Source organism: Streptomyces sp. PCS3-D2 (genome assembly GCF_000612545.2).
Classification (GTDB): domain Bacteria; phylum Actinomycetota; class Actinomycetes; order Streptomycetales; family Streptomycetaceae; genus Streptomyces.
In genome coordinates this window covers 6,782,899-6,802,789 of record NZ_CP097800.1, presented here as the reverse complement: position 1 = coordinate 6,802,789, position 19,891 = coordinate 6,782,899, and the positions used below count along the sequence as shown (strand labels likewise).

Below are 19,891 nucleotides of genomic sequence, written 5' to 3'. Positions count from 1 at the left end.
GGACGGGCGGCGGGAGCGGGTCAGTCGCGGGCGTTCCAGCCGGCGATCACGGGGAGGCCGTGTTCCGTGGAGAGCGTGCTGACGGTTCCCGTGCGGAGCAGGAAGAGCCGGCCCTGCTCAGGTTCCAGACGCAGGTAGCGGGCGGTCAGGACGCGCAGGAAGTGGCCGTGGGCGACGAGCACCACGTCGCCGTCGTCCCCATGGAGCACGGGGGCGATCCGGGCCAGGACCCGGTCCGCGCGGGCGCCGACCTGGGCGGCGCTCTCGCCGGGGTGATCCGCGTCGCCGGGCGGCACCCCGTGGGTCCACAGGGACCAGTCGGGGGTGGTCCGCCGGATCTCCGCGGTGGTGATGCCCTCGTAACCGCCGTAGTCCCACTCGTACAGATCGGAGTCGATGCCGGCGCCGGGGAGTCCGGCGAGCTCCGCGGTGGCCACGGCCCGGCGCAGCGGGCTGGTCAGCACCAGGGCCGGCCGCCGGTCCCGGAAGTAGGGAGCCAGGCAGATGGCTTCCTCGACCCCCCGTGCGGTCAGCGGAACGTCGGTGCGCCCGGTGTGCCGCCCGTTGGCGCTCCAGGCGGTCTCACCGTGCCTCACCAGCAGAAGATCACTCACCCTGCGGACCCTACGCCTTCCGGCATGTCGGCGGCGGCGGGCACGGCAGGCGTGTCACTGTCGGGCGTCATGGACGAGAACCGGAAGGCCGGGCGGACGGCCGGTTCGCGGCTGCCGCCGCACATGCCGGCGCTGATGGTCGCCCTGACCTCGGTGACCGGGGTGATCGAGGCGGTGAGCCTGCTCGCGCTCGGGCCCGCCTTCACGGCGATGCAGACAGGGAACGTGCTGTTCCTGGCCTTCGGTGTCGCTCAGGCGCCCGACCTTCCGACGCTCCCCGCCGCCGTCTCGCTGGCCGCGTTCGTCATCGGCGTGGTCTGCGGTTCGCACCTGGAGGCCGTGACGGAGGCCCGCGGGCGGCGCTGGTTCGTCATGGGGCTCCTCGTCGAGGCCGGGCTGATCCTGGCCGCCGCGGTGGTGGCGTGGGGGCTGGTGCCGCAGTACGGTTCGCCGACCCCGCGGCACCTCGCGGTGACGTCGGTCCTGGCGCTGGCGATGGGGCTGCGCAACACCACGATCATGCGGGCCGACGTGCCGGGGGTGCCCACGACGCTGGTCACCCGGTCGATGACGGCGTTCCTGGGCGGCTCCGCCATGGGGCACCAAGCGGTCTACGCGTACGGTTCGGCCGGCTGGAAACTGCGCGGCCTGTCCGTCCTGGCCATCTTCACCGGCGGGGTCTTCGGGGCGCTGCTGCTGCTCCGGGCCGGCTGGACGGTGGGCTGGCTGCTGCTGGTTCCCGCCGCCACGGTCATGGTGGTGGCCCTGGCGTACCGCAAGCAGCCCCAGCCGCGCACCGGGCGGGTCACTGGCCGGGAACGACGGCGGTGAACCATGCCGTTGGTATGGTCCCGGCATGGCGGTGGACGAGCTCGACACCAGAATCCTGCGCCTGCTGATCGAGCAGCCGCGCACCAGCGTCCGTGAGTACGCCCGGATCCTCGGTGTCGCCCGCGGCACCCTCCAGGCCCGGCTGGACCGGCTGGAGCGCACGGGCGTGATCACCGGGACCGGACCGGTGCTTTCCCCCGCGGCACTGGGCCACCCGGTGCTGGCCTTCGTACACATCGAGGTCACCCAGGGCCACCTGGACGACGTCGGCGACGCGCTGGCCGCCGTGCCGGAGATCATCGAGGCCTTCTCCATCACCGGTGGCGGGGACCTGCTGACCCGGGTGGCGGCCCGGGACAACGCGCATCTGGAGGACGTGATCCAGCGGCTGATCCGGCTTCCGGGCGTGGTCCGCACGCGGACGGAAGTGGCACTGCGCGAGCGGGTCGCACACCGGCTGCTGCCCTTGGTGGAAGCGGTGGGGAGGAACGCCCGCAGAACCTGACAGGATGGCCGGTACGGGTGTGGCAGGACGCGACAGGCAGGACGGGCACAGCGGATGATCTCCGTCATATTCGATCTCGACGGCACCCTCGTGGACAGCGAGCCGAACTACTACGAGTCCGGGCGCCGCACGCTGGAGGCGCACGGCGTCCCCGACTTCACGTGGGAGCAGCACGCCCGCTTCATCGGCATCGGCACACGGGAGACCCTGGAGATCCTCAGGGACCGGTACGGCATCCGGACGCCCGTCGAGCGGCTGCTCGCCGAGCAGAACGCCGCCTACCTGGAACTCGCGCGCACCCGGACCGAGGTCTTTCCGCAGATGCGCAAGCTCGTCGAACGGCTGCGGTCCGAGGGGGTGCCGATGGCGGTGGCCTCCGGTTCCTCCCGCGCGGCCATCGACGCCGTACTGGTGGGCACCGGCCTGGACGCGCTGCTGACCACGGCGGTCTCCGCGGAGGAGGTCGCGCAGGGCAAGCCCGCCCCGGACGTGTTCCTGGAGGCGGCCCGGCGGCTGGGCGCCGAGCCGGCCGACTGCGTGGTCGTGGAGGACGCGGCGCCGGGTGCCCTGGCAGCCCGCGCAGCGGGCATGGGATGCATCGCGGTCCCCTACGCGGCGGAGATCGCCGGTGACACGGCGTTCACGTCCGCTGGTCTACTCTTCCCCGGCGGGCAGTCCGGTTTCAGCGCGGACGCCGCCTACGAGTGGCTGTGCACGCGCTCCCCGGGCCCGGCCGCCTGAGGGAGCGGCGGGGAGCTGCGGCGGCCGAGGGGCGGAGCAAAGCGGTCGGACCGCCGGTGCCCCCGGCACGTGGGGGGCGGGAAGATCCCGCGACGACCGCGAGTTGGTAGAACCGTGAACGATCTGAGGCGGAACGCGGACGGCGCGAGCAGCGACGGGGACCCGGCGGTGGTCGACGTGGCGGTCATCGGGGCCGGGCAGGCGGGCCTGTCCGGCGCATACCACCTGACGCGGGCGGGGCTCGACCACGTGGTCCTGGACCACGCGCCCCGCCCGGGCGGGGCCTGGCAGTACCGCTGGCCCTCGCTCACCTACGGCACGGTGCACGGGATGCACGCCCTGCCCGGCATGGAACTGACCGGCGCCGACCCGCTGCGGCCCGCGTCGGAGGTGGTCGGGGAGTACTTCGCCGCCTACGAGGAGCACTTCGGCCTACGCGTACGGCGCCCCGTGCACGTGTCGGCCATACGCGAGGCGGGCGACGGGCGGCTGCGCGTGGAGACCTCGGCCGGCAGCTGGTCGGCGCGGGCCCTGATCAGCGCAACCGGGACCTGGGACCGGCCGTTCTGGCCACGCTACCCCGGGCAGGAGACGTTCCGCGGCCGCCAGCTGCACACGGCGGACTACCCGGGGCCTCGGGCGTTCGCCGGCGCCCGGGTGATCGTGGTGGGCGGCGGGACGTCGGCGGTCCAGCACCTGCTGGAGATCGCCGAGGTGGCGGAGCGGACCACCTGGGTGACCCGACGTCCCCCGGTCTTCCGCGACGGGAGCTTCGGCGAGGCCGAGGGACGGGCCGCGGTGGCCCTGGTGGACGAGCGGGTGCGCCGGGGGCTGCCGCCGCAGAGCGTGGTCAGCGTGACGGGCCTGCCGCTGAACGAGGCCGTCCGGGCCGGCCTGGCCTCGGGCGTCCTGAACCGCCGGCCCGTGTTCGACCGGATCACCACCGCCGGGGCCGCCTGGGCCGACGGCAGCCGTGTGGACGCGGACGTCCTCCTGTGGGCCACCGGCTTCCGCGCGGCCGTCGACCACCTGGCCCCGCTGCACCTGCGCGAACCGGGCGGCGGCATCCGCGTCGAGGGGACCCGGGCCGTGCTCGACGAGCGGATCCACCTGGTCGGCTACGGTCCTTCGGCCTCGACCGTCGGCGCCAACCGCGCGGGCCGGGCGGCGGTGCGTGAGATCCGCCGCCTGCTGCGGCGCGAACCGGCCCTCGCACCCGCGCCCTGATCCGGCGCGGGCCCGGGCCCGGGCCCGTCACCCGGCGCGCGAGCCCGCCCGGGCGCGGTACCTGTTGAACTCCGCCACGTGCTTCCGGTGCTCCGCGTACGTCGCCGAGAAGCGCGTGTCGCCCGGCTTGACGGTGACGAAGAAGAGCCAGTCGCCCGGTGTCGGCGCGACCGCCGCGGCCATCGCCGCCAGACCGGGGCTGTCGATCGGTGTGGGCGGCAGGCCCTGGCGTTCGTAGGTGTTGAAGGGGTGGTCGATCCGGGTGTCGCTCAGCGTGGTGTCGAGGGTGCTGCGGTTCAGCGCGTAGTTGAGGGTGGAGTCCATCTGCAGCGGCATCGACTTCGCCAGCCGGTTGTGCACCACCCGGGCGACCTTGCCCATGTCGGCGGGGCTCTCGGCCTCCGCCTCGATGACGCTGGCCATCGTCGCCGTCTGGTAGGGGGTCATCCCGTGGGCCTTGCCGCCGTCGGCCACCGCCGTGGTGGCGAGCTTCTCGTTGGCCGTGCGCACCATACGGGCGAGGAGCGCGGCCGGGGTCGTCTTCGAGGTCACCGGGTACGTCGCGGGGAAGAGGTACCCCTCCGGGTTGCCCTCGGCCTCCGCGGGCAGCGCCAGAGCGGCGCTGGGCACGGCCGACTTCGCGGTTCCCGGCGGGAGCTTGAGCGCCCGGTCGACCGCCGCGTACACCTGGGACGCGCGCCATCCCTCCGGAATCGTCAGCCGGCTCGGCACCTCCGGCTCCTGCGCGCCCCGCAGGACCGGGATCAGGACCACCGCACCGAGCGTGAGCAGGAGGCCGAGGAAGAGGGCCAGTCGGCCCCGGCGGGTGAGCCGGGATCGGCGCCGGTGCGGCCGGGACTCATGACGCATGCGGGAACACTAACGCGCAGATCATCACTTTTCAGGCATCCCGTCCGCATCCCTGTCATATGGTCACACATTCACCGGAGCCAGCTGCGCTTCCTCCGGCGGCTCGGGGGTGAGGGCCGCGTCCCGGTCCCGGCGTACCAGGGCCGCGTACCGGCCGTCCGCCTTCAGGAGCTCCTCATGGGTGCCGCGCTCGGCGATGCGGCCGCCGTCGAGGACCACGATCTGGTCGGCGTCGCGCACGGTCGAGAGGCGGTGGGCAATGGTGATGGTGGTGCGCCCCGCGGACAGGCGGTCGATGGCCTGCTGGACCGCGTGCTCCGTGCGGGTGTCGAGGGCGCTGGTCGCCTCGTCGAGGATGAGCACGGGCGGGTCCCTGAGGATGGTGCGGGCGATGGCGAGGCGCTGTTTCTCACCACCGGAGAACCGGTAGCCGCGCTCGCCGACGAGGGTGTCGTAGCCGTCGGGCAGGGACGCGATGTGGTCGTGGATCTGGGCGGCGCGGGCCGCCTCGGTGATCTCCTCGTCGGTGGCGTCGGGCTTGGCGAAGCGCAGGTTGTCCGCGACCGAGGCGTGGAAGAGATAGGTCTCCTGGGAGACGACCCCGACCGAGCGGGCGAGCGAGTCGAAGTCGAGGTCGCGCACGTCCACCCCGTCGATGGCGACCCGCCCGCCGGTGACGTCGTAGAGCCGTGGCACCAGGTAGCTGAGGGTGCTCTTGCCGGAGCCTGTCGGGCCGACGACGGCGAGGGAGCCGCCGGCCGGGACGGTGATGTCGATCCCGGTGAGGGTCGGGGCGTTCTCCGCGTCGTAGGCGAAGTCCACGCCCTCCAGGGTGACCTCTCCCTTGGCCCGGTCCAGCCGGACCGGGTCCGCCCGCTCCGTGATGTCCACCGGCAGGTCGAGGTATTCGAAGATGCGGGCGAACAGCGCCAGCGAGGTCTGTATCTGCACCCCGGTCGACAGCAGGCTGACGGCGGGCCGGAAGAGTCCCTGCTGGAGGGTGACGAAGGCGACGAGGGTGCCGACGGAGAGCGAAGGGGCGCCGGTCTGGAGGGCGATGCCGGCGGCCCAGTAGATGAGCGCGGGCATAGCGGCCATGACGATGCCGATGGTGGACATCCGCCAGCGCCCGGCCATGCTGGCGCGCACTTCGAGGTCGACGAGCTTCTCCGACTCCTCGGAGAAGGCGGACGTCAGCGACTCGGAGCGCCCCATGGTGCGGCCGAGCAGGATGCCGCTGACCGAGAGCGACTCGGTGACCGTCGCGGCCATGGCCGCCATCTGCTTCTGCCGCCGCGTCGTGATCCTCTTCCGCTCGTTCCCGACCCGGCGGCTGATCCACACGAAGACGGGCAGCAGGAGCAGTGAGACCAGGGTGAGCCGCCAGTCGAGCGCGAGCATGGCGACCACGGTGGCGATGACGGCCGTCAGGTTCGAGACGAGCGAGGTCGCGGTGGAGGTGACGGTGGCCTGCATGCCGCCGATGTCGTTGGCGATGCGGGACTGGACCTCTCCGGTGCGGGTCCGGGTGAAGAAGGCGAGCGGCATCCGCTGGAGCTGCTCGTAGACGGCGGTGCGCAAGTCGTGCATGACGCGCTGACCCACCGTGGTGGATATCAGCGTCTGCAGGACTCCGAAGACGCTCGTGACGACGGCGGTGGCGATCATGCCGAGCGCGAGCAGGCTCAGCAGTCCGGTGCGGCCCTGCGGGATCGCGACGTCGAGGATCTCCCTGAGCAGGAACGGCGAGGCGACGCCGACCAGCGAGGAGGCGCAGACGAGCAGGCCGACGACGGCCAGCCGGCCGCGGTAGGGGCGGAACAGGCCGACGATCCGGCGCAGCTCCCGAGGCTGCTCGGCCGGGGCGGGTCGGGTCGGATCCAGGGGGTCCTTCGACGGGGTCCACTTCGGTTCGTCGTGTGGCATGGGCACCCTCCCGGGGTCAGGAAACAGGGGTCGGAGGTGTTCGCGGAGCCGGCTCCGACAGGATCGGCACCATGGGAGCATAGGTCATTGTTACCTATACTCACAATGAACGGGGTCCTGATATCGTTCCCGCATGAGCTCCGCCTCCGACACCGATCGCCTCCTCGCCGAACAACTGCTGCGCCTGACGCGCAGGCTGCACCGGATCCAGAAGCGCCACATGGTGCCGCTCGGGATCACTCCCGCCCAGAGTCGGCTGCTGCGGCTCGTCTCGCATTACGAGGGCGGGCAGCCGCCCCGGATGGCGGACCTCGCCGCCCGGCTGGAGGTGGTCCCCCGCGCGGTGACCACCCTCGTCGACGGCCTGGAAGCGGCCGAGTGCGTACGGCGGGTGCCCGACCCGGCGAACCGCCGCGTCATCAGGATCGAGCTCACCGACACCGGCCGGGCCACGCTGCGCCGTCTGCGCGACGCGCGGACCGACGCCGCGGAGGAAATCCTGGCTCCGTTGACCGCCGACCAGCGCGAGGTGCTCGGCGGTCTGCTGAACGCTCTGTCGGACGCCCCGGCGGAGGAGCGCACCTGCTGAAGGGGCCCGCCCGCGGGCCACGACCAGGCGAGGGGCCGCACATGCCGCTGTGGGAACCGGACCTGTGCCGGGAGCTGATGGCGATCAAGCGGCAGATCGAGGCCGATCCCGCGCTGACCGCCCGGATCCGCGCCAAGCACGAGATCAAGAACACCACCGGCTACCGGCTCGACGCCTACCTGGACGGCAACACCCCCGTCGAGATCCTGCGGGGGCTCATGGTCGGCTCGGAGGGCACCCTCGGCTTCATCTCCGAAGTCGTCTTCGACACCCTCCCGCTCGACCGCGAACGGTGCACCGCCCTGCTCTTCTTCCCCTCACTGCCCGCCGCGGCCGCGGCCGTGCCCCGCTTCAACCAGGCGGGCGCACTCGCCGTCGAGCTGATGGACGCCCACACCCTGCGGGCCTCGGCCGGCGTCGAGGGGCACCTGCTGCTCGACGATCTGGCACTCCAAGGGCTACGCCGAGGGCAGCCGGGTGATGGCCAACCGGATCGTCGAGGCGGCCTGGGGCTGGACGGCCGGAGGACGGTTGCCGCTGGTCGTCGACGCCTCCTCCTGCACCCTGGGCCTCGCCCGGGAGGTGGTCGCGTACCTCACGCCGGACAACCGCTCGCTGCACGAGGAACTGTGGATCGTCGACTCGGTCGTGTGGGCCGCGGAGGTGACCGCGCGGCCCTTCGACGCCCCTCTGTCGGCGAACCGGATGTGCGAGGTGGGGAGGGGCCGGGCGACGGGACGCAGCTACCACTCGGCCCTCGTCGAACTGGAGCGCGCCACCCGCCCGTGAGCGCCGGTGCGCGCCCTCCGTGACCTGCCGTCCGGCCGGTGTCCGCAGACGCAAACCTGTCTCCTCCGGCACCGGGCAGACGGAAAATCAATTGCCCGGCCCCGATCCGGAAGGCGAACCTTGCACGGTTTGGACCACTCGACCAGTCATGGGGCGTCATGCAGATCAGCGATCTTCCGTATCCGGATCCGGGAGTACCAGACGCGCGCTCCGGCCCCCGCTTCCTCCTGTGGCTGGGGCGTGGTCAGCTCGGCGGACAACTCAAGAGCCTGTGCTGGGGAATGCTGCACTTCGGCGGCGTCGCCGGACTGCCGTACGCCGTGGGCCTGGGCGTCGACGCGGTCGTGGACCGCGATGCCGACCGGCTGCTGCTCGTGGGCGGACTGCTGGTTCTGATCGGCGTCGCCATCTCGGTCGGCGATGCCATGCTCCACCGCACCGCCGTCACCAACTGGATCACCGCCGCCGCCCGTGTGCAACAGCTCCTCGCCCGCAAGACCGCAGAGCTGGGCTCCGCCCTGACGCGCCGGGTCGCCGCGGGTGAGGTGGTCGCGGTGTCCACCGGTGACGTGGAGAAGATCGGATGGTTCGTCGAGGCGGTCTCCCGCTTCCTCGCCGCCGTCTTCGCCGTCGTACTGGTGTGCGTGGGCCTGATGTTCTACGCACCCGAGCTGGGCGTCGTCGTGTCCGTCGGCGTACCGCTGATCGCCCTGGCCGCGCTGCCGCTGCTGCCGCGGGCCACCCGGCGCGCCGACATCCAGCGGGAGAAGGCGGGCAGGGCGACCGAGCTGGCCTCGGACACCGTCGCGGGGCTGCGCGTGCTGCGCGGCATCGGAGGCGAGGAGCTGTTCCTCGGCCGGTACCGCGAGGCCTCGCAGGAGGTCCGCAAGGCCGCCGTGCGCAGTGCCCGGATGTGGGCGCTGATCGCCGCGATCCAGGTGGTGCTCCCCGGCCTGCTGCTGATCACCGTCGTCTGGTACGGCGCCTCGCTGGCCCTGGACGGGCGCATCGCGGTGGGTGAACTCGTCGCGGCGTTCAGCGCAGTGGCGACGCTCCTCTACCCGCTGCGCCACTTCGAGGAGATCGCCATGGCGTACTCCTTCTCGCGCCCCTCGGCCCAGCGGGCCGCCCGGGTGCTGTCCCTGGCCCGGACGGACTCGGTGGAGCGTCCCGTGCGGGACGGTGCGGTGCTGGAACCGGCCGCGGGCGGGGACCTGTACGACCCGCGGACCGGGCTGCTGGCACCCGCGGGCCGGTTCACCGCCGTCGTCTGCGGGGATCCGGACCTGGCGGGGCGGCTGGCGGAGCGCCTCGGCGGCCATGCCGTGGCCGCGGGGGACTCGCAGGAGCGGGACCAGGACGGCGACGGCGGCGAGGCGGACGGAAGCGGCGACCGGCCGGCGCAGGACGAACCTTCGGTGCTCCTGGGTGGAGTGGCCCTGGACGACCTCGAACTGGACACCGCCCGCAGGCTGGTCCTGGTCCAGGACAAGGACCCGGTGCTGCTGTCGGGAACACTGCGCGAGCTGTTCGACGTACCGGCCTCCGGGGCGGTCGCCTCCGGCGCCGCTCTCGCCGCCGCCCAGTGCGCGGACGTACTGGACGCGCTGCTGCAGTCGGCGCCGGACGGCGTCGAGGACCCGATGGACGCCCGGATCACCGAACGCGGCCGGTCGCTGTCCGGCGGCCAGCGCCAGCGTCTGGCGCTGGCCCGGTCCCTGGTCACCGACCCGGAGGTGCTCGTGCTCGACGAGCCGACCTCCGCGGTCGACTCGCACACGGAGGCACGGATCGCGGACGGGATCACGGCCCTGCGCTCCGGACGGACCACGGTCGTCCTGGCGTCCTCGCCGCTCCTGCTGGACCGTGCGGACCGGGTCGTGCTCATCGACGGCGGCACCGTGGCGGCCGTCGGGACCCACCAGGAGCTGCTGCACCGCGAGCCGCTCTACCGGGCGGTCGTCACCCGCGAGACGGACGAGGAGCAGCGCCTCGCCGGACTCGGCATGACAGAGCTGGAAGAAGCACTCACAGAGATCGAGGAATCCGCATGATCGGCGTGGCGCCACCGGAACACGATCCGGCGGCCCCCGAGACGGCCGCGACCCTGCCCGTGGGGACGCCGGCAACCGTACGGGGCTATGTGCGCGGCCTGTTCCGGCGCCACCGGCGGGCGTTCCTGCTGCTGGTGGGCGTCAACGCCGTCGCGGTGATCGCCTCCATGGTCGGCCCGTACCTGCTGGGCCGGGTCGTCGACGACCTGGCGGCGGGGGCCCGCGAGCTGCAACTGGGACGGATGGCCCTGCTGTTCGCGGCGGCGCTGGCCGTGCAGGCGTGCTTCGTGCGGCTGGTCAGGCTGCGCGGGGCGATGCTGGGCGAGGAGATGCTCGCCGATCTGCGCGAGGACTTCCTGGTGCGGTCGGTGGGTCTGCCGCCGGGCGTGCTCGAACGCGCCGGTACCGGGGACCTGCTGTCGCGGATCACCACCGACATCGACCGGCTGGCCAACGCGATGCGCGAGGCCGTACCGCAGCTGGCGATCGGCGTGGTGTGGGCGGGCCTGCTGTTCGGCGCCCTGGCGGCGACCGCGCCGCCACTGGCGCTGGCCGCGCTCGTCGCACTGCCGGTCCTGGTGCTCGGCTGCCGCTGGTACTTCCGGCGGGCTCCCTCGGCGTACCGCTCGGAAGCCGCCGGCTACGCCGCGGTCGCCGCCGTGCTCACCGAGACGGTGGACGCGGGCCGCACGGTCGAGGCGCACCGGCTGGGTCCGGAGCGGATCGCGAAGTCCGAGCGTCGGATCAAGGAGTGGACGGCGTGGGAGCGGTACACGCTGTTCCTGCGGACCGTCCTCTTCCCCGTCGTCAACGTCACCTTCGTGACGATCCTCGGCTCGGTGCTGCTGATCGGCGGTTACTGCGTGATCCAGGGCTGGATGTCGGTGGGTCAGCTGACCACCGGCGCGCTGCTGGCGCAGATGCTGATCGATCCGATCGGCCTGATCCTTCGCTGGTACGACGAGCTCCAGATCGCCCAGGTGTCGCTGGGCCGCCTGGTGGGTGTGCGGGAGATCGAACCGGACGCCGGAGACGCGAAGGCGGCCCCCGACGGCCGGGACGTCCGGGCACGGGAGGTCCGCTTCGGCTACCGGGACGGCGTGGACGTCCTGCACGGGGTGGCGTTGTCGGTGCCCCCCGGCACCCGGATGGCGCTCGTCGGCCCGTCGGGCGCGGGGAAGTCCACCCTGGGACGGCTGCTCGCGGGCATCTACGGACCCCGGACCGGCGAGGTCACCCTCGGCGGGGCCCGGCTGTCGCGGATGCCGGCGGAGCGGGTGCGCGAGCACGTGGCCCTGGTCAACCAGGAGCACCACGTTTTCGTGGGATCGCTGCGCGACAACCTCCGGCTCGCGCGGACGGAGGCCACGGACGTCGAGCTGTGGGCGGCGCTGAGGGCAGTGGACGCGGACGGCTGGGCCCGGGCCCTGGCGGACGGCCTGGACACCGAGGTCGGCTCCGGCGGCACGGCACTCACCCCGGCGCAGGCGCAGCAGGTGGCGCTGGCCCGGCTGGTGCTCGCGGATCCGCACACGCTGGTGTTGGACGAGGCCACCTCGCTGCTCGACCCTCGGGCGGCGCGTCACATGGAACGCTCGCTGGCCCGGGTGCTGGACGGCCGCACGGTCATCGCCATCGCCCACCGGCTCCACACCGCCCACGACGCGGATGTGATCGCGGTGGTCGAGGGCGGCCGGATCAGCGAACTCGGCTCGCACGACGAGCTGGTCGCGGCGGACGGGGCGTACGCGGCACTCTGGAGGTCCTGGCACGGCTGAGCCCGGGGCACCAGCCGGCCCGGAACGGCCCGACGGCCCCGGTCACCGGGGGATGAGCATCGCTCCGCCCCTGGTGCCCGGGGCCGCCGTGGGCCAGCATGCCCACCGACCCCGCGACGTCCGGGACAAGGGTCGTCCGGCAGTCCGCAGCCCGCCGGGGACGGGCGGGAGAGCCCTCAGATGAAGCCGAGGGCCGAGGCGCCTCCGAAGCCGCCCAGCACGATGAACACGGGCATGAGGACCTTCAGCTCCACCCAGCTGCCGGCGCGGAAACGCATCGCCTTCGGCGGGCCGATCGGGTACCAGCGTTTCCCGGCGATCGGCAGCGGCCACAGGACCGGACAGCCGGAGACCGTCAGAGCGTCGCCGATGTCGTGGACCAGGGCGCCGAGCACGATGGGCAGGCCGAGCCAGAGGTACTCCTGTCCCGGCTCGGTGAACAGCCAGTTCGCACCGTTTCCGGGCTGGTCGAGCACCCCGGCCATGATCCACGCGCTGGTCGCGCCGAGTAGCCACACCAAGACGTCGCTGGACATCCGGGCGGCCCGCCACAGGAGGCCCTCGACCGCGAGCACCAGGTGCACGAAGAGCAGCGCCAGCACGCCCCAGCGATCGGCGGTGACGGCGAGCGCGGAGGCTCCGCCGCCGATCAGCACCGCCCACAGCCAGGTGTGCGTCAGGGTGCGGTGGCCACCGGAACGGCGGGCGTCCTTCGTGGAGCGCGTGGCTTTGTAGACGGCGTAGGAGATCTTGTCGACCACCTCGCACAGGCCCTTGGACAACGGGCCGAAGGCGCGGGAGATCGTGGCCGACTTGTGGTCGAGATCCGGGGCGAGGGCGGCGCCGGCGCAGATCAGCGCGCCGACGACGAGGACCGGCCAGGGCATGGGGTGGCCGGCGGCCGCAGTGGCCGCGCCCACCCCCAGCCAGGCCGCCGCCCCGGAGAGTGAGTGCGCCGGACCCATCATGGTTGTTCCCCGCCCCGCTGGTGTGTGTCGGGCCCTGTTGACCGGTTCGTTCGGGCCGCATCGACGGCACAGCGTACCGTCGGTGATCTTCCTTCTGTCCTCCGGTTCCCTGATCCGGCGGGAAGGCAGGCAAGATGGGGGCGTGACCCTCATTGATCAGCTCCCGCCGACCGCCGACCCCGACGCCCTGTTCGAGGCCTTCTCCTCGTGGGCGGAGGAGCAGGGCATCACCCTGTACCCGGCTCAGGAGGAGGCGCTGATCGAGGTCGTCTCCGGGGCGAACGTGATCCTGTCCACCCCGACCGGATCCGGCAAGAGCCTGGTCGCGGCCGGTGCGCACTTCACCGCACTGGCCCAGGACAAGGTGACCTTCTACACCGCCCCGATCAAGGCGCTGGTGTCGGAGAAGTTCTTCGACCTGTGCAAGCTCTTCGGCACCGAGAACGTCGGCATGCTGACCGGCGACGCCTCGGTCAACGCAGACGCCCCGGTGATCTGCTGCACCGCAGAGGTGCTGGCCTCGATCGCCCTGCGTGACGGCAAGCACGCCGACATCGGCCAGGTCGTGATGGACGAGTTCCACTTCTATGCCGAGCCCGATCGCGGCTGGGCCTGGCAGATCCCGCTGCTGGAGCTGCCGCAGGCGCAGTTCGTCCTGATGTCGGCGACCCTCGGCGACGTCAAGCGCTTCGAGGACGACCTGACCCGGCGCACGGGCCGGCCCACCTCGGTGGTCCGCTCCGCGACCCGTCCGGTGCCGCTGTCGTACGACTACGTCACCACCCCGATCACCGACACGATCACCGAGCTGCTGGAGACCCGGCAGGCACCCGTCTACATCGTGCACTTCACTCAGGCCCAGGCGGTCGAGCGGGCCCAGTCGCTCATGAGCATCAACATGTGCACCCGCGAGGAGAAGGACAAGATCCAGGAGCTGATCGGGAACTTCCGCTTCACCACGAAGTTCGGCCAGAACCTCTCGCGCTACGTGCGGCACGGCATCGGCGTGCACCACGCCGGCATGCTGCCCAAGTACCGGCGCCTGGTGGAGAAGCTCGCGCAGGCCGGCCTGCTGAAGGTCATCTGCGGTACGGACACGCTCGGCGTCGGCGTGAACGTCCCGATCCGCACCGTGCTGTTCACCGCGCTCACCAAGTACGACGGCAACCGGGTCCGCACGCTGCGCGCCCGCGAGTTCCACCAGATCGCCGGACGGGCCGGACGGGCCGGCTTCGACACGGCGGGCTACGTGGTCGCCCAGGCGCCCGAACACGTCATCGAGAACGAGAAGGCGCTCGCGAAGGCGGGCGACGACCCGAAGAAGCGCCGCAAGGTGGTCCGCAAGAAGGCGCCCGAGGGGTTCGTCGCCTGGTCGGACACCACCTTCGAAAAGCTCATCGCCGCCGATCCGGAGCCTCTGACCTCGCGCTTCAAGGTCACCAACATCATGCTCCTGTCGGTGATCGCCCGGCCCGGAGACGCCTTCCAGGCGATGCGCCACCTCCTCGAGGACAACCACGAGCCGCGCAAGGCACAGCTGCGGCACATCCGCCGGGCCATCGCGATCTACCGCTCGCTGCTGGACGGCGGCGTGGTGGAGAAGCTCGACACCCCGGACGCGGAGGGCCGCACCATTCGGCTCACCGTCGACCTCCAGCAGGACTTCGCCCTCAACCAGCCGCTGTCCACCTTCGCGCTGGCCTCCTTCGACCTGCTGGACCCGGAGTCCCCCTCCTACGCGCTGGACATGGTGTCCGTCGTGGAGTCCACGCTGGACGACCCGCGCCAGATCCTGGCCGCCCAGCAGAACAAGGAGCGCGGCATCGCGGTCGGCCAGATGAAGGCCGACGGGATCGAGTACGAGGAGCGGATGGAGCGGCTCCAGGACGTCACCTATCCCAAGCCGCTGGAAGAACTCCTCTCCCACGCCTACGACGTGTACTCCAAGAGCCACCCGTGGGTGCGCGACCACCCCGTCTCCCCGAAGTCGATCATCCGCGACATGTACGAACGTGCGATGACCTTCACCGAGTTCACCTCCTTCTACGAACTGGCCCGCACCGAGGGCATCGTGCTGCGCTACCTGGCCAGCGCGTTCAAGGCGCTGGACCACACCATCCCCGACGACCTCAAGTCCGAGGACCTCGAGGACCTGATCGCTTGGTTGGGCGAGCTGGTCCGCCAGGTCGATTCGAGCCTGCTCGACGAGTGGGAGCAGCTGGCGAACCCCGAGGTGGAGACGGCGGAACAGGCTCAGGAGAAGGCCGATCAGGTCAAGCCCGTCACCGCGAATGCGCGCGCCTTCCGCGTCCTGGTCCGCAACGCCATGTTCCGCCGCGTCGAGCTGGCCGCCCTCGACCACGTCGACACGCTGGGCGAGCTGGACGCCGGGTCGGGCTGGGACGCCGACGCCTGGGGCGAGGCCATGGACGCGTACTGGGACGAGTACGACGACCTCGGTACCGGCCCCGACGCCCGGGGCCCCAAGCTGCTGCAGATCGAGGAGGACCCCGCGCACGGCCTGTGGCGCGTCCGCCAGACCTTCGCCGACCCCAACGGCGACCATGGCTGGGGCATCAGCGCCGAGGTCGACCTGGCCGCGTCCGACGAGGAGGGCCGGGCGGTCGTCCGGGTGACCTCGGTCGGCGAGCTCGGCGCCCTGTGAAGCGTCCCGGCACGCCGCCGGACCGCCCGGACCCGACAGTGGAGATCCTCTGATGACGAACCCCGCCGAGAGACTGGTCGATCTGCTCGATCTGGAGCAGATCGAGGTCAACATCTTCCGCGGCGCCAGCCCGCAGGAGTCCCTCCAGCGGGTCTTCGGCGGCCAGGTCGCGGGCCAGGCCCTGGTGGCCGCGGGCCGCACCGTGGAGAGCGACCGCCCGGTCCACTCACTGCACGCGTACTTCCTGCGCCCCGGCATTCCCGGGGTGCCGATCGTGTACCAGGTGGAGCGGGTGCGTGACGGGCGGTCCTTCACCACCCGGCGGGTCACCGCGGTCCGGCAGGGCAAGACGATCTTCAATCTCACCGCCTCCTTCCATCACCCGGAGGAGGGCGGCATCGAGCACCAGCTGCCTCCCCACCACTGTCCCCATCCCGACACGCTCCCCAAGGTCGCGGACGAGATCCGCGCGCACCTCGGGGCGCTGCCGGAGGCGCTGGAGCGGATGGCCCGCCGCCAGCCCTTCGACATCCGCTATGTCAGCCGGCTCCGCTGGACTCCGGAGGAGCTCAAGGGTGCCGATCCGCGCAGCGCGGTGTGGATGCGCGCCGTGGGCCCGCTGGGCGACGACCCGCTCGTGCACACCTGTGCCCTCACCTACGCCAGTGACATGACCCTCCTCGACGCCGTGCGCATCCCCGTGGAACCCCTCTGGGGCATGCGCGGCTTCGACATGGCCTCGCTCGATCACGCCATGTGGTTCCACCGGCCCTTCCGGGCGGACGAGTGGTTCCTCTACGACCAGGAATCGCCCATCGCGCACGGCGGCCGGGGCCTGGCCCGGGGCCGCATCTACGACCTGGAGGGCAGGCTGCTGGTCTCCGTGGTCCAAGAGGGCCTCTTCCGCCCCCATCCCGCCCGGGCGTGACCTCCGGGCCGGCCGTCCCTTCCCGTACCGAAGAACTGAGCAGACCCATGCCCACTCCCGCCATGCCGTGCCCCTGCGGGCTGCCCGCCGCCTACGCGGAGTGCTGCGGCCGCTTCCACTCCGGTCAACGGCAGGCGCCCACCGCCGAGCTGCTGATGCGTTCCCGCTTCAGCGCCTTCGCCGTCGGTGACACCGCGTACCTGCTCCGCTCCTGGCACCCCTCCACGCGCCCGGCCGTGCTCGACCTCGATCCCGGGCAGCGCTGGGAGCGGCTGGAGATCCTCGCCACCGAGCGCGGCGGGATGTTCGAGACGGAGGGCTCGGTGGAGTTCCGCGCGCACTACCGCGAGGGCCGCCACACCGGCTCGCTGCACGAGCACAGCAGCTTCGCCCGCGAGGCGGGGGCCTGGGTCTACGTCGGCCCCCTGTCCCCCGTCGACTTCGACTGAAGCCGGGCCGCCGCCAGGGCGACCTCCAGCCTGGTTCGGTACCGGAGAACCTCGTCCGGCGGCCCGGCGCGCAGCAGCCCCTCCGCCACCGCCGCGGCGGCGGGCACCTGTGGGTGACCGTACGGCGGAGGCGGGGCCAGTGCGGCCAGGATGATCCGTTCCGCCGGATCGGGCACGGCTCCGCGCAGGTCGTCCTCGGGAAGTACGCGGGCCAGAACCGCCGCGCGGGCCCATGGATCGGTGGTCCGTCTCAGCAGGAGCCCCACATGCCGCCCGCGCCAGGTGCGCGGGCGCAGGTCCCCCTTGGCCGCCAGCAGTTCCCGGTCCTCGGCGGATGCCGTCCCGCGCAGCATCCCCGGCCGGTCGTCGGCGAACTCCCTAAGTTCCGAAGCGAGATAGAGCCACACGACCGCGCGGTAGCGGTTGATCCGGTAGCCGACGGGCGTGAGGTGCCCGCAGCGCGCGAGCCGGGTGAACCGGCTCGGGCCGACCCCGAGCACCTCGGCCGCCGCTTGGGCCCCGGCCACCGCCTCGACCCGCCGGCGCAGGGTGTCCGACGGGCCCGCGGCCACGGCCCGTACCCGCGCCAGCTCCGCCCGCGTGAAGCGCGCGGCACCGCCGGCCGCCGGCGGCCCGGCCCGTACGATCCCCAGCTGGACGGCCCTGGCCAGCTCACCCCGGGTCAGGCCCAGTTCCCCGGCGGCCCGCGCACTGCCCATCAGCGCCTCCGCGGCGTCGTCGGCCCGGCCTCTGGGCCTGTCTCCCTGGTGCGCGGCCCCATCCTGCGGCGGCGCGGTCACCATCTGTGTCATCACGGTCCTCCCCCACGAGCAATGACTACTCTACGTGAGGATCGTAACTTGCTGTGACGGGATCTCGTGAGGCCTGTGGACAACCTCCGCGGGGCGCCGGCTCAGCCTCCGGTGATGCGCCGCTCCGCCACTCCCAGATGCTCACCCACCCGGTTGACCAGCAGCGTCATCTCGTACGCGACCTGGCCGATGTCCGCCTCGGCCGCACTCAGCACACACAGGGAACTGCCCGCGCCCGCCGCCATGACGAAGAGCGCCCCGTCGTCGTACTCGACCATCGTCTGACGGACCTCGCCGGCCCTGAAGTGCCGTCCCGACCCCTTCGCCAGGCTCTGCAGCCCGGCCGCGACGGCCGCCAGGTGTTCCGCGTCCTCCCTGGGCAGCCCCGCGCTCGCCGCCGTCACCAGGCCGTCATTGGACAGCACCACCGCGTGCCGCACCTGCGGGACCCTGCGTGTCAGGTCGTCCAACAGCCAGTCCAGTTGCTTGTCCAGTGCCATTCCCGGCCCCTCCCCGTTGACGTGGCCCGCTCGGCCGTGCCCCACCCCGCGTACTCGTGCGGCAAGCCTTCCCCACCAGTGCCTTTCCGGCAAGGAGGATGTGCCCATGGCGAAGAAGATGACTCAAGAGGAATGGCGGGCATTTGTTTCCGATTCCGCCCGCACCGGAAAGCTCTGCACCGTCCGCGAGGACGGAAGTCCGCACGTCGCCCCCGTCTGGTTCGTACTCGACGGCGATTCCTTCGTCTTCAACACAGGAAAGGACACCGTCAAGGGACGCAATCTGGCCAGGGACGGCCGCGTCGCGCTCTGCGTGGACGACGAGCGTCCGCCCTTCGCCTACGTCATCCTCCAGGGCCGCGCCGAGATCAGCGACTACGCCGACGCCGGGGACGAGGTGCTCACCTGGGCGACCCGCATCGCCGCCCGCTACATGGGCGAGGCGGACGCCGAGGCGATCGGCCGCCGCAACGGCGTCCCCGGCTCGCTCCTGGTCCGTGTCCCGATCGACCAGGTGATCGCCGAAGCCCGGGTGGCCGACTGACCCACCCCGGTGGCAGGACCTGCTCACACGGAACCGGCCTGCGGCCCCACCGAGTCCAGCAGCCGGGCGGTGTGCACCCGCCCGGCGTACTCGACCAGCCGGATCAGCACTTCCTTGCCCGAGTCCCTGTCCCGTGCGTCGCACAGCACCACCGGCGTCCCCTGTTCCAGGTCCAGTGCGCGCGACACGTCGTGCGCCCCGTACCGCCGCGCCTCCGCGAAGCAGTTGACGGCGACCACGAACGGGATGCGCCGGTGCTCGAAGTAGTCGACCGCCGGGAAGCAGTCCTCCAGGCGCCGCGTGTCGGCGAGCACCACCGCGCCGAGCGCCCCCGTGGACAGCTCGTCCCACAGGAACCAGAACCGGTCCTGCCCCGGAGTGCCGAACAGGTAGAGGGACAGACCGGACCGGATGGTGATCCGCCCGAAGTCCATCGCCACGGTCGTGCTCGTCTTCTGCTCGACGCCGCCCGTGTCGTCGACCATTTCTCCGGCCTCGCTGAGCTGTTCCTCGGTGCGCAGTGGCCGGATCTCGCTCACCGCTCCGACGAGCGTGGTCTTGCCCACCCCGAATCCCCCCGCCACGAGGATCTTCAGCGCGAGCGCGGCCAGTTCGGCGTCCTCCTCCACCGTCCCCGGCTCCGCGTCCGGACCGTCGCCGGCAGGTCCGCCGGATCCGGTGGTCAGATTGTCGTGGTGTCCCATCAAAGCGCTCTCAATCCCTCGATGACTTCACGCAGAATCCGCTCGTCCGGAAGCTGGGCGGGCGGCACCGGGCGGCTGACCTTGACGTGCCCGCCCTCCAGCAGGTCCCCGAGGAGCACCCGAACGACTCCCACGGGCAGGTCGGCGTCGGCGGCGAGTTCCGCCACCGACTGGGTCTCGGACCGGCACAGCCCCAGCAGTGCCCGGTGTTCGGGGCCGAGCAGGGACTCGGCCGCCTCGTCCGCGCCACTCTGCGGCTCCACCGCGACCAGGGCGATCAGGTCGAAGCGGACCCCGTGCGGTCCCGGCTTGGTACGCCCCCCGGTCATGGCGTACGGGCGGACGAGCGGGCCCGCTTCGTCGTCGTACCACTGGCCGTTCATGTGCCGGACCGCGC

At 72.1% G+C, this 19,891-nt stretch carries 20 protein-coding genes and 1 pseudogene; 13 read left to right on the top strand and 8 right to left on the bottom strand.

What is annotated here, in order from left to right; translation table 11 throughout:
- Positions 1 to 20: 20 nt before the first annotated feature.
- Complete coding sequence (locus AW27_RS30510; protein WP_037921695.1) at positions 21 to 614, bottom strand: histidine phosphatase family protein; 594 nt, start codon at positions 612 to 614, stop codon at positions 21 to 23.
- 69 nt (positions 615 to 683) lie between these two features.
- Here AW27_RS30510 and AW27_RS30505 point away from each other — a divergent pair, with 69 nt between their 5' ends.
- From AW27_RS30505 to AW27_RS30490, 4 genes are all read left to right on the top strand, one after another.
- Complete coding sequence (locus AW27_RS30505) at positions 684 to 1,445, top strand: YoaK family protein (RefSeq protein ID WP_157840239.1); 762 nt, start codon at positions 684 to 686, stop codon at positions 1,443 to 1,445.
- Between the two features lie 25 nt (positions 1,446 to 1,470).
- Positions 1,471 to 1,950, top strand: coding sequence for an Lrp/AsnC family transcriptional regulator (locus AW27_RS30500; protein WP_037921693.1), 480 nt, complete (start codon positions 1,471 to 1,473; stop codon positions 1,948 to 1,950).
- Between the two features lie 54 nt (positions 1,951 to 2,004).
- A complete protein-coding gene (locus AW27_RS30495) occupies positions 2,005 to 2,691 on the top strand; it encodes an HAD family hydrolase (RefSeq protein ID WP_037921692.1) in 687 nt (228 codons plus the stop codon).
- A gap of 123 nt (positions 2,692 to 2,814) precedes the next feature.
- The gene (locus AW27_RS30490) at positions 2,815 to 3,918 is read left to right on the top strand and encodes an NAD(P)-binding domain-containing protein (protein WP_236647668.1); all 1,104 of its coding nucleotides are present in this window, start codon (positions 2,815 to 2,817) and stop codon (positions 3,916 to 3,918) included.
- A gap of 27 nt (positions 3,919 to 3,945) precedes the next feature.
- On the opposite strand, the gene mltG is transcribed toward AW27_RS30490, so the two are convergent.
- A complete protein-coding gene (gene mltG, locus AW27_RS30485; RefSeq protein WP_037921684.1) occupies positions 3,946 to 4,788 on the bottom strand; it encodes an endolytic transglycosylase MltG in 843 nt (280 codons plus the stop codon).
- Positions 4,789 to 4,851: 63 nt separating this feature from the next.
- The gene (locus AW27_RS30480) at positions 4,852 to 6,714 is read right to left on the bottom strand and encodes an ABC transporter ATP-binding protein (RefSeq protein ID WP_052030542.1); all 1,863 of its coding nucleotides are present in this window, start codon (positions 6,712 to 6,714) and stop codon (positions 4,852 to 4,854) included.
- A gap of 133 nt (positions 6,715 to 6,847) precedes the next feature.
- On the opposite strand from AW27_RS30480, the gene AW27_RS30475 reads away from it, so the two are divergent.
- The 5 genes and pseudogenes from AW27_RS30475 to AW27_RS30455 all read left to right on the top strand — a co-directional run bounded on the left by AW27_RS30475 (position 6,848) and on the right by AW27_RS30455 (position 11,924).
- Positions 6,848 to 7,303, top strand: a complete 456-nt coding sequence (locus tag AW27_RS30475; RefSeq protein WP_037921682.1) for a MarR family winged helix-turn-helix transcriptional regulator — start codon at positions 6,848 to 6,850, stop codon at positions 7,301 to 7,303.
- 53 nt (positions 7,304 to 7,356) lie between these two features.
- Positions 7,357 to 7,728 (top strand): annotated as a pseudogene (locus AW27_RS30470) (FAD-binding oxidoreductase); the annotation flags it as partial.
- A 55-nt stretch (positions 7,729 to 7,783) separates the two neighbouring features.
- Positions 7,784 to 8,092 (top strand): hypothetical protein, encoded by a 309-nt coding sequence (locus AW27_RS30465; RefSeq protein WP_037921678.1) that lies wholly within the window; start codon positions 7,784 to 7,786, stop codon positions 8,090 to 8,092.
- 158 nt (positions 8,093 to 8,250) lie between these two features.
- On the top strand, positions 8,251 to 10,146 hold the full coding sequence (locus AW27_RS30460) for an ABC transporter transmembrane domain-containing protein (RefSeq protein ID WP_037921676.1): 1,896 nt from the start codon (positions 8,251 to 8,253) through the stop codon (positions 10,144 to 10,146).
- Positions 10,143 to 11,924, top strand: coding sequence for an ABC transporter ATP-binding protein (locus AW27_RS30455; protein WP_037921675.1), 1,782 nt, complete (start codon positions 10,143 to 10,145; stop codon positions 11,922 to 11,924). Before AW27_RS30460 ends, AW27_RS30455 begins: the two co-directional genes overlap by 4 nt.
- Before the next feature lie 176 nt (positions 11,925 to 12,100).
- Here the strand turns inward: AW27_RS30455 and AW27_RS30450 are convergent, their stop codons facing one another.
- Entirely contained in the window at positions 12,101 to 12,892 is a 792-nt protein-coding gene (locus AW27_RS30450) for a metal-dependent hydrolase (RefSeq protein ID WP_037921672.1), read from the bottom strand.
- A 142-nt stretch (positions 12,893 to 13,034) separates the two neighbouring features.
- Here AW27_RS30450 and AW27_RS30445 point away from each other — a divergent pair, with 142 nt between their 5' ends.
- Genes AW27_RS30445 through AW27_RS30435 form a run of 3 tightly spaced genes read left to right on the top strand, consistent with a single transcriptional unit; the run spans position 13,035 to position 16,934 of the window.
- Entirely contained in the window at positions 13,035 to 15,557 is a 2,523-nt protein-coding gene (locus AW27_RS30445; protein WP_037921670.1) for a DEAD/DEAH box helicase, read from the top strand.
- Positions 15,558 to 15,609: 52 nt separating this feature from the next.
- On the top strand, positions 15,610 to 16,485 hold the full coding sequence (locus tag AW27_RS30440; RefSeq protein ID WP_037921668.1) for an acyl-CoA thioesterase: 876 nt from the start codon (positions 15,610 to 15,612) through the stop codon (positions 16,483 to 16,485).
- A 47-nt stretch (positions 16,486 to 16,532) separates the two neighbouring features.
- Positions 16,533 to 16,934, top strand: a complete 402-nt coding sequence (locus AW27_RS30435; protein WP_037921665.1) for a YchJ family protein — start codon at positions 16,533 to 16,535, stop codon at positions 16,932 to 16,934.
- On the opposite strand, the gene AW27_RS30430 is transcribed toward AW27_RS30435, so the two are convergent.
- Positions 16,898 to 17,746 carry a DUF6397 family protein gene (locus AW27_RS30430; RefSeq protein ID WP_052030541.1) on the bottom strand — a complete coding sequence of 283 codons (849 nt, stop codon included), beginning with the start codon at positions 17,744 to 17,746 and terminating at the stop codon, positions 16,898 to 16,900. The genes AW27_RS30435 and AW27_RS30430 overlap by 37 nt on opposite strands.
- A gap of 101 nt (positions 17,747 to 17,847) precedes the next feature.
- On the bottom strand, positions 17,848 to 18,246 hold the full coding sequence (locus tag AW27_RS30425) for a roadblock/LC7 domain-containing protein (protein ID WP_037921662.1): 399 nt from the start codon (positions 18,244 to 18,246) through the stop codon (positions 17,848 to 17,850).
- 106 nt (positions 18,247 to 18,352) lie between these two features.
- On the opposite strand from AW27_RS30425, the gene AW27_RS30420 reads away from it, so the two are divergent.
- Positions 18,353 to 18,790 carry a PPOX class F420-dependent oxidoreductase gene (locus tag AW27_RS30420; protein ID WP_037921659.1) on the top strand — a complete coding sequence of 146 codons (438 nt, stop codon included), beginning with the start codon at positions 18,353 to 18,355 and terminating at the stop codon, positions 18,788 to 18,790.
- 23 nt (positions 18,791 to 18,813) lie between these two features.
- On the opposite strand, the gene AW27_RS30415 is transcribed toward AW27_RS30420, so the two are convergent.
- Entirely contained in the window at positions 18,814 to 19,494 is a 681-nt protein-coding gene (locus tag AW27_RS30415) for a GTP-binding protein (protein ID WP_236647636.1), read from the bottom strand.
- Entirely contained in the window at positions 19,494 to 19,877 is a 384-nt protein-coding gene (locus AW27_RS30410) for a DUF742 domain-containing protein (RefSeq protein ID WP_037921656.1), read from the bottom strand. The genes AW27_RS30415 and AW27_RS30410 overlap by 1 nt, the downstream gene beginning before the upstream one ends.
- Between the last annotated feature and the right edge of the window lie 14 nt (positions 19,878 to 19,891).

Bases quoted from the DNA above. Each gene is read 5' to 3' on its own strand.
- AW27_RS30415 (WP_236647636.1), bottom strand. From the start codon at position 19,494: ATGGGACACCACGACAATCTGACCACCGGATCCGGCGGACCTGCCGGC.
- AW27_RS30500 (WP_037921693.1), top strand. From the start codon at position 1,471: ATGGCGGTGGACGAGCTCGACACCAGAATCCTGCGCCTGCTGATCGAG.
- AW27_RS30440 (WP_037921668.1), top strand. From the start codon at position 15,610: ATGACGAACCCCGCCGAGAGACTGGTCGATCTGCTCGATCTGGAGCAG.
- AW27_RS30435 (WP_037921665.1), top strand. From the start codon at position 16,533: ATGCCCACTCCCGCCATGCCGTGCCCCTGCGGGCTGCCCGCCGCCTAC.
- AW27_RS30465 (WP_037921678.1), top strand. From the start codon at position 7,784: ATGGCCAACCGGATCGTCGAGGCGGCCTGGGGCTGGACGGCCGGAGGA.
- AW27_RS30430 (WP_052030541.1), bottom strand. From the start codon at position 17,746: ATGACACAGATGGTGACCGCGCCGCCGCAGGATGGGGCCGCGCACCAG.
- AW27_RS30495 (WP_037921692.1), top strand. From the start codon at position 2,005: ATGATCTCCGTCATATTCGATCTCGACGGCACCCTCGTGGACAGCGAG.
- AW27_RS30450 (WP_037921672.1), bottom strand. From the start codon at position 12,892: ATGATGGGTCCGGCGCACTCACTCTCCGGGGCGGCGGCCTGGCTGGGG.
- AW27_RS30410 (WP_037921656.1), bottom strand. From the start codon at position 19,877: ATGAACGGCCAGTGGTACGACGACGAAGCGGGCCCGCTCGTCCGCCCG.
- AW27_RS30480 (WP_052030542.1), bottom strand. From the start codon at position 6,714: ATGCCACACGACGAACCGAAGTGGACCCCGTCGAAGGACCCCCTGGAT.
- AW27_RS30505 (WP_157840239.1), top strand. From the start codon at position 684: ATGGACGAGAACCGGAAGGCCGGGCGGACGGCCGGTTCGCGGCTGCCG.
- mltG (WP_037921684.1), bottom strand. From the start codon at position 4,788: ATGCGTCATGAGTCCCGGCCGCACCGGCGCCGATCCCGGCTCACCCGC.
- AW27_RS30460 (WP_037921676.1), top strand. From the start codon at position 8,251: ATGCAGATCAGCGATCTTCCGTATCCGGATCCGGGAGTACCAGACGCG.
- AW27_RS30420 (WP_037921659.1), top strand. From the start codon at position 18,353: ATGGCGAAGAAGATGACTCAAGAGGAATGGCGGGCATTTGTTTCCGAT.
- AW27_RS30475 (WP_037921682.1), top strand. From the start codon at position 6,848: ATGAGCTCCGCCTCCGACACCGATCGCCTCCTCGCCGAACAACTGCTG.
- AW27_RS30425 (WP_037921662.1), bottom strand. From the start codon at position 18,246: ATGGCACTGGACAAGCAACTGGACTGGCTGTTGGACGACCTGACACGC.
- AW27_RS30455 (WP_037921675.1), top strand. From the start codon at position 10,143: ATGATCGGCGTGGCGCCACCGGAACACGATCCGGCGGCCCCCGAGACG.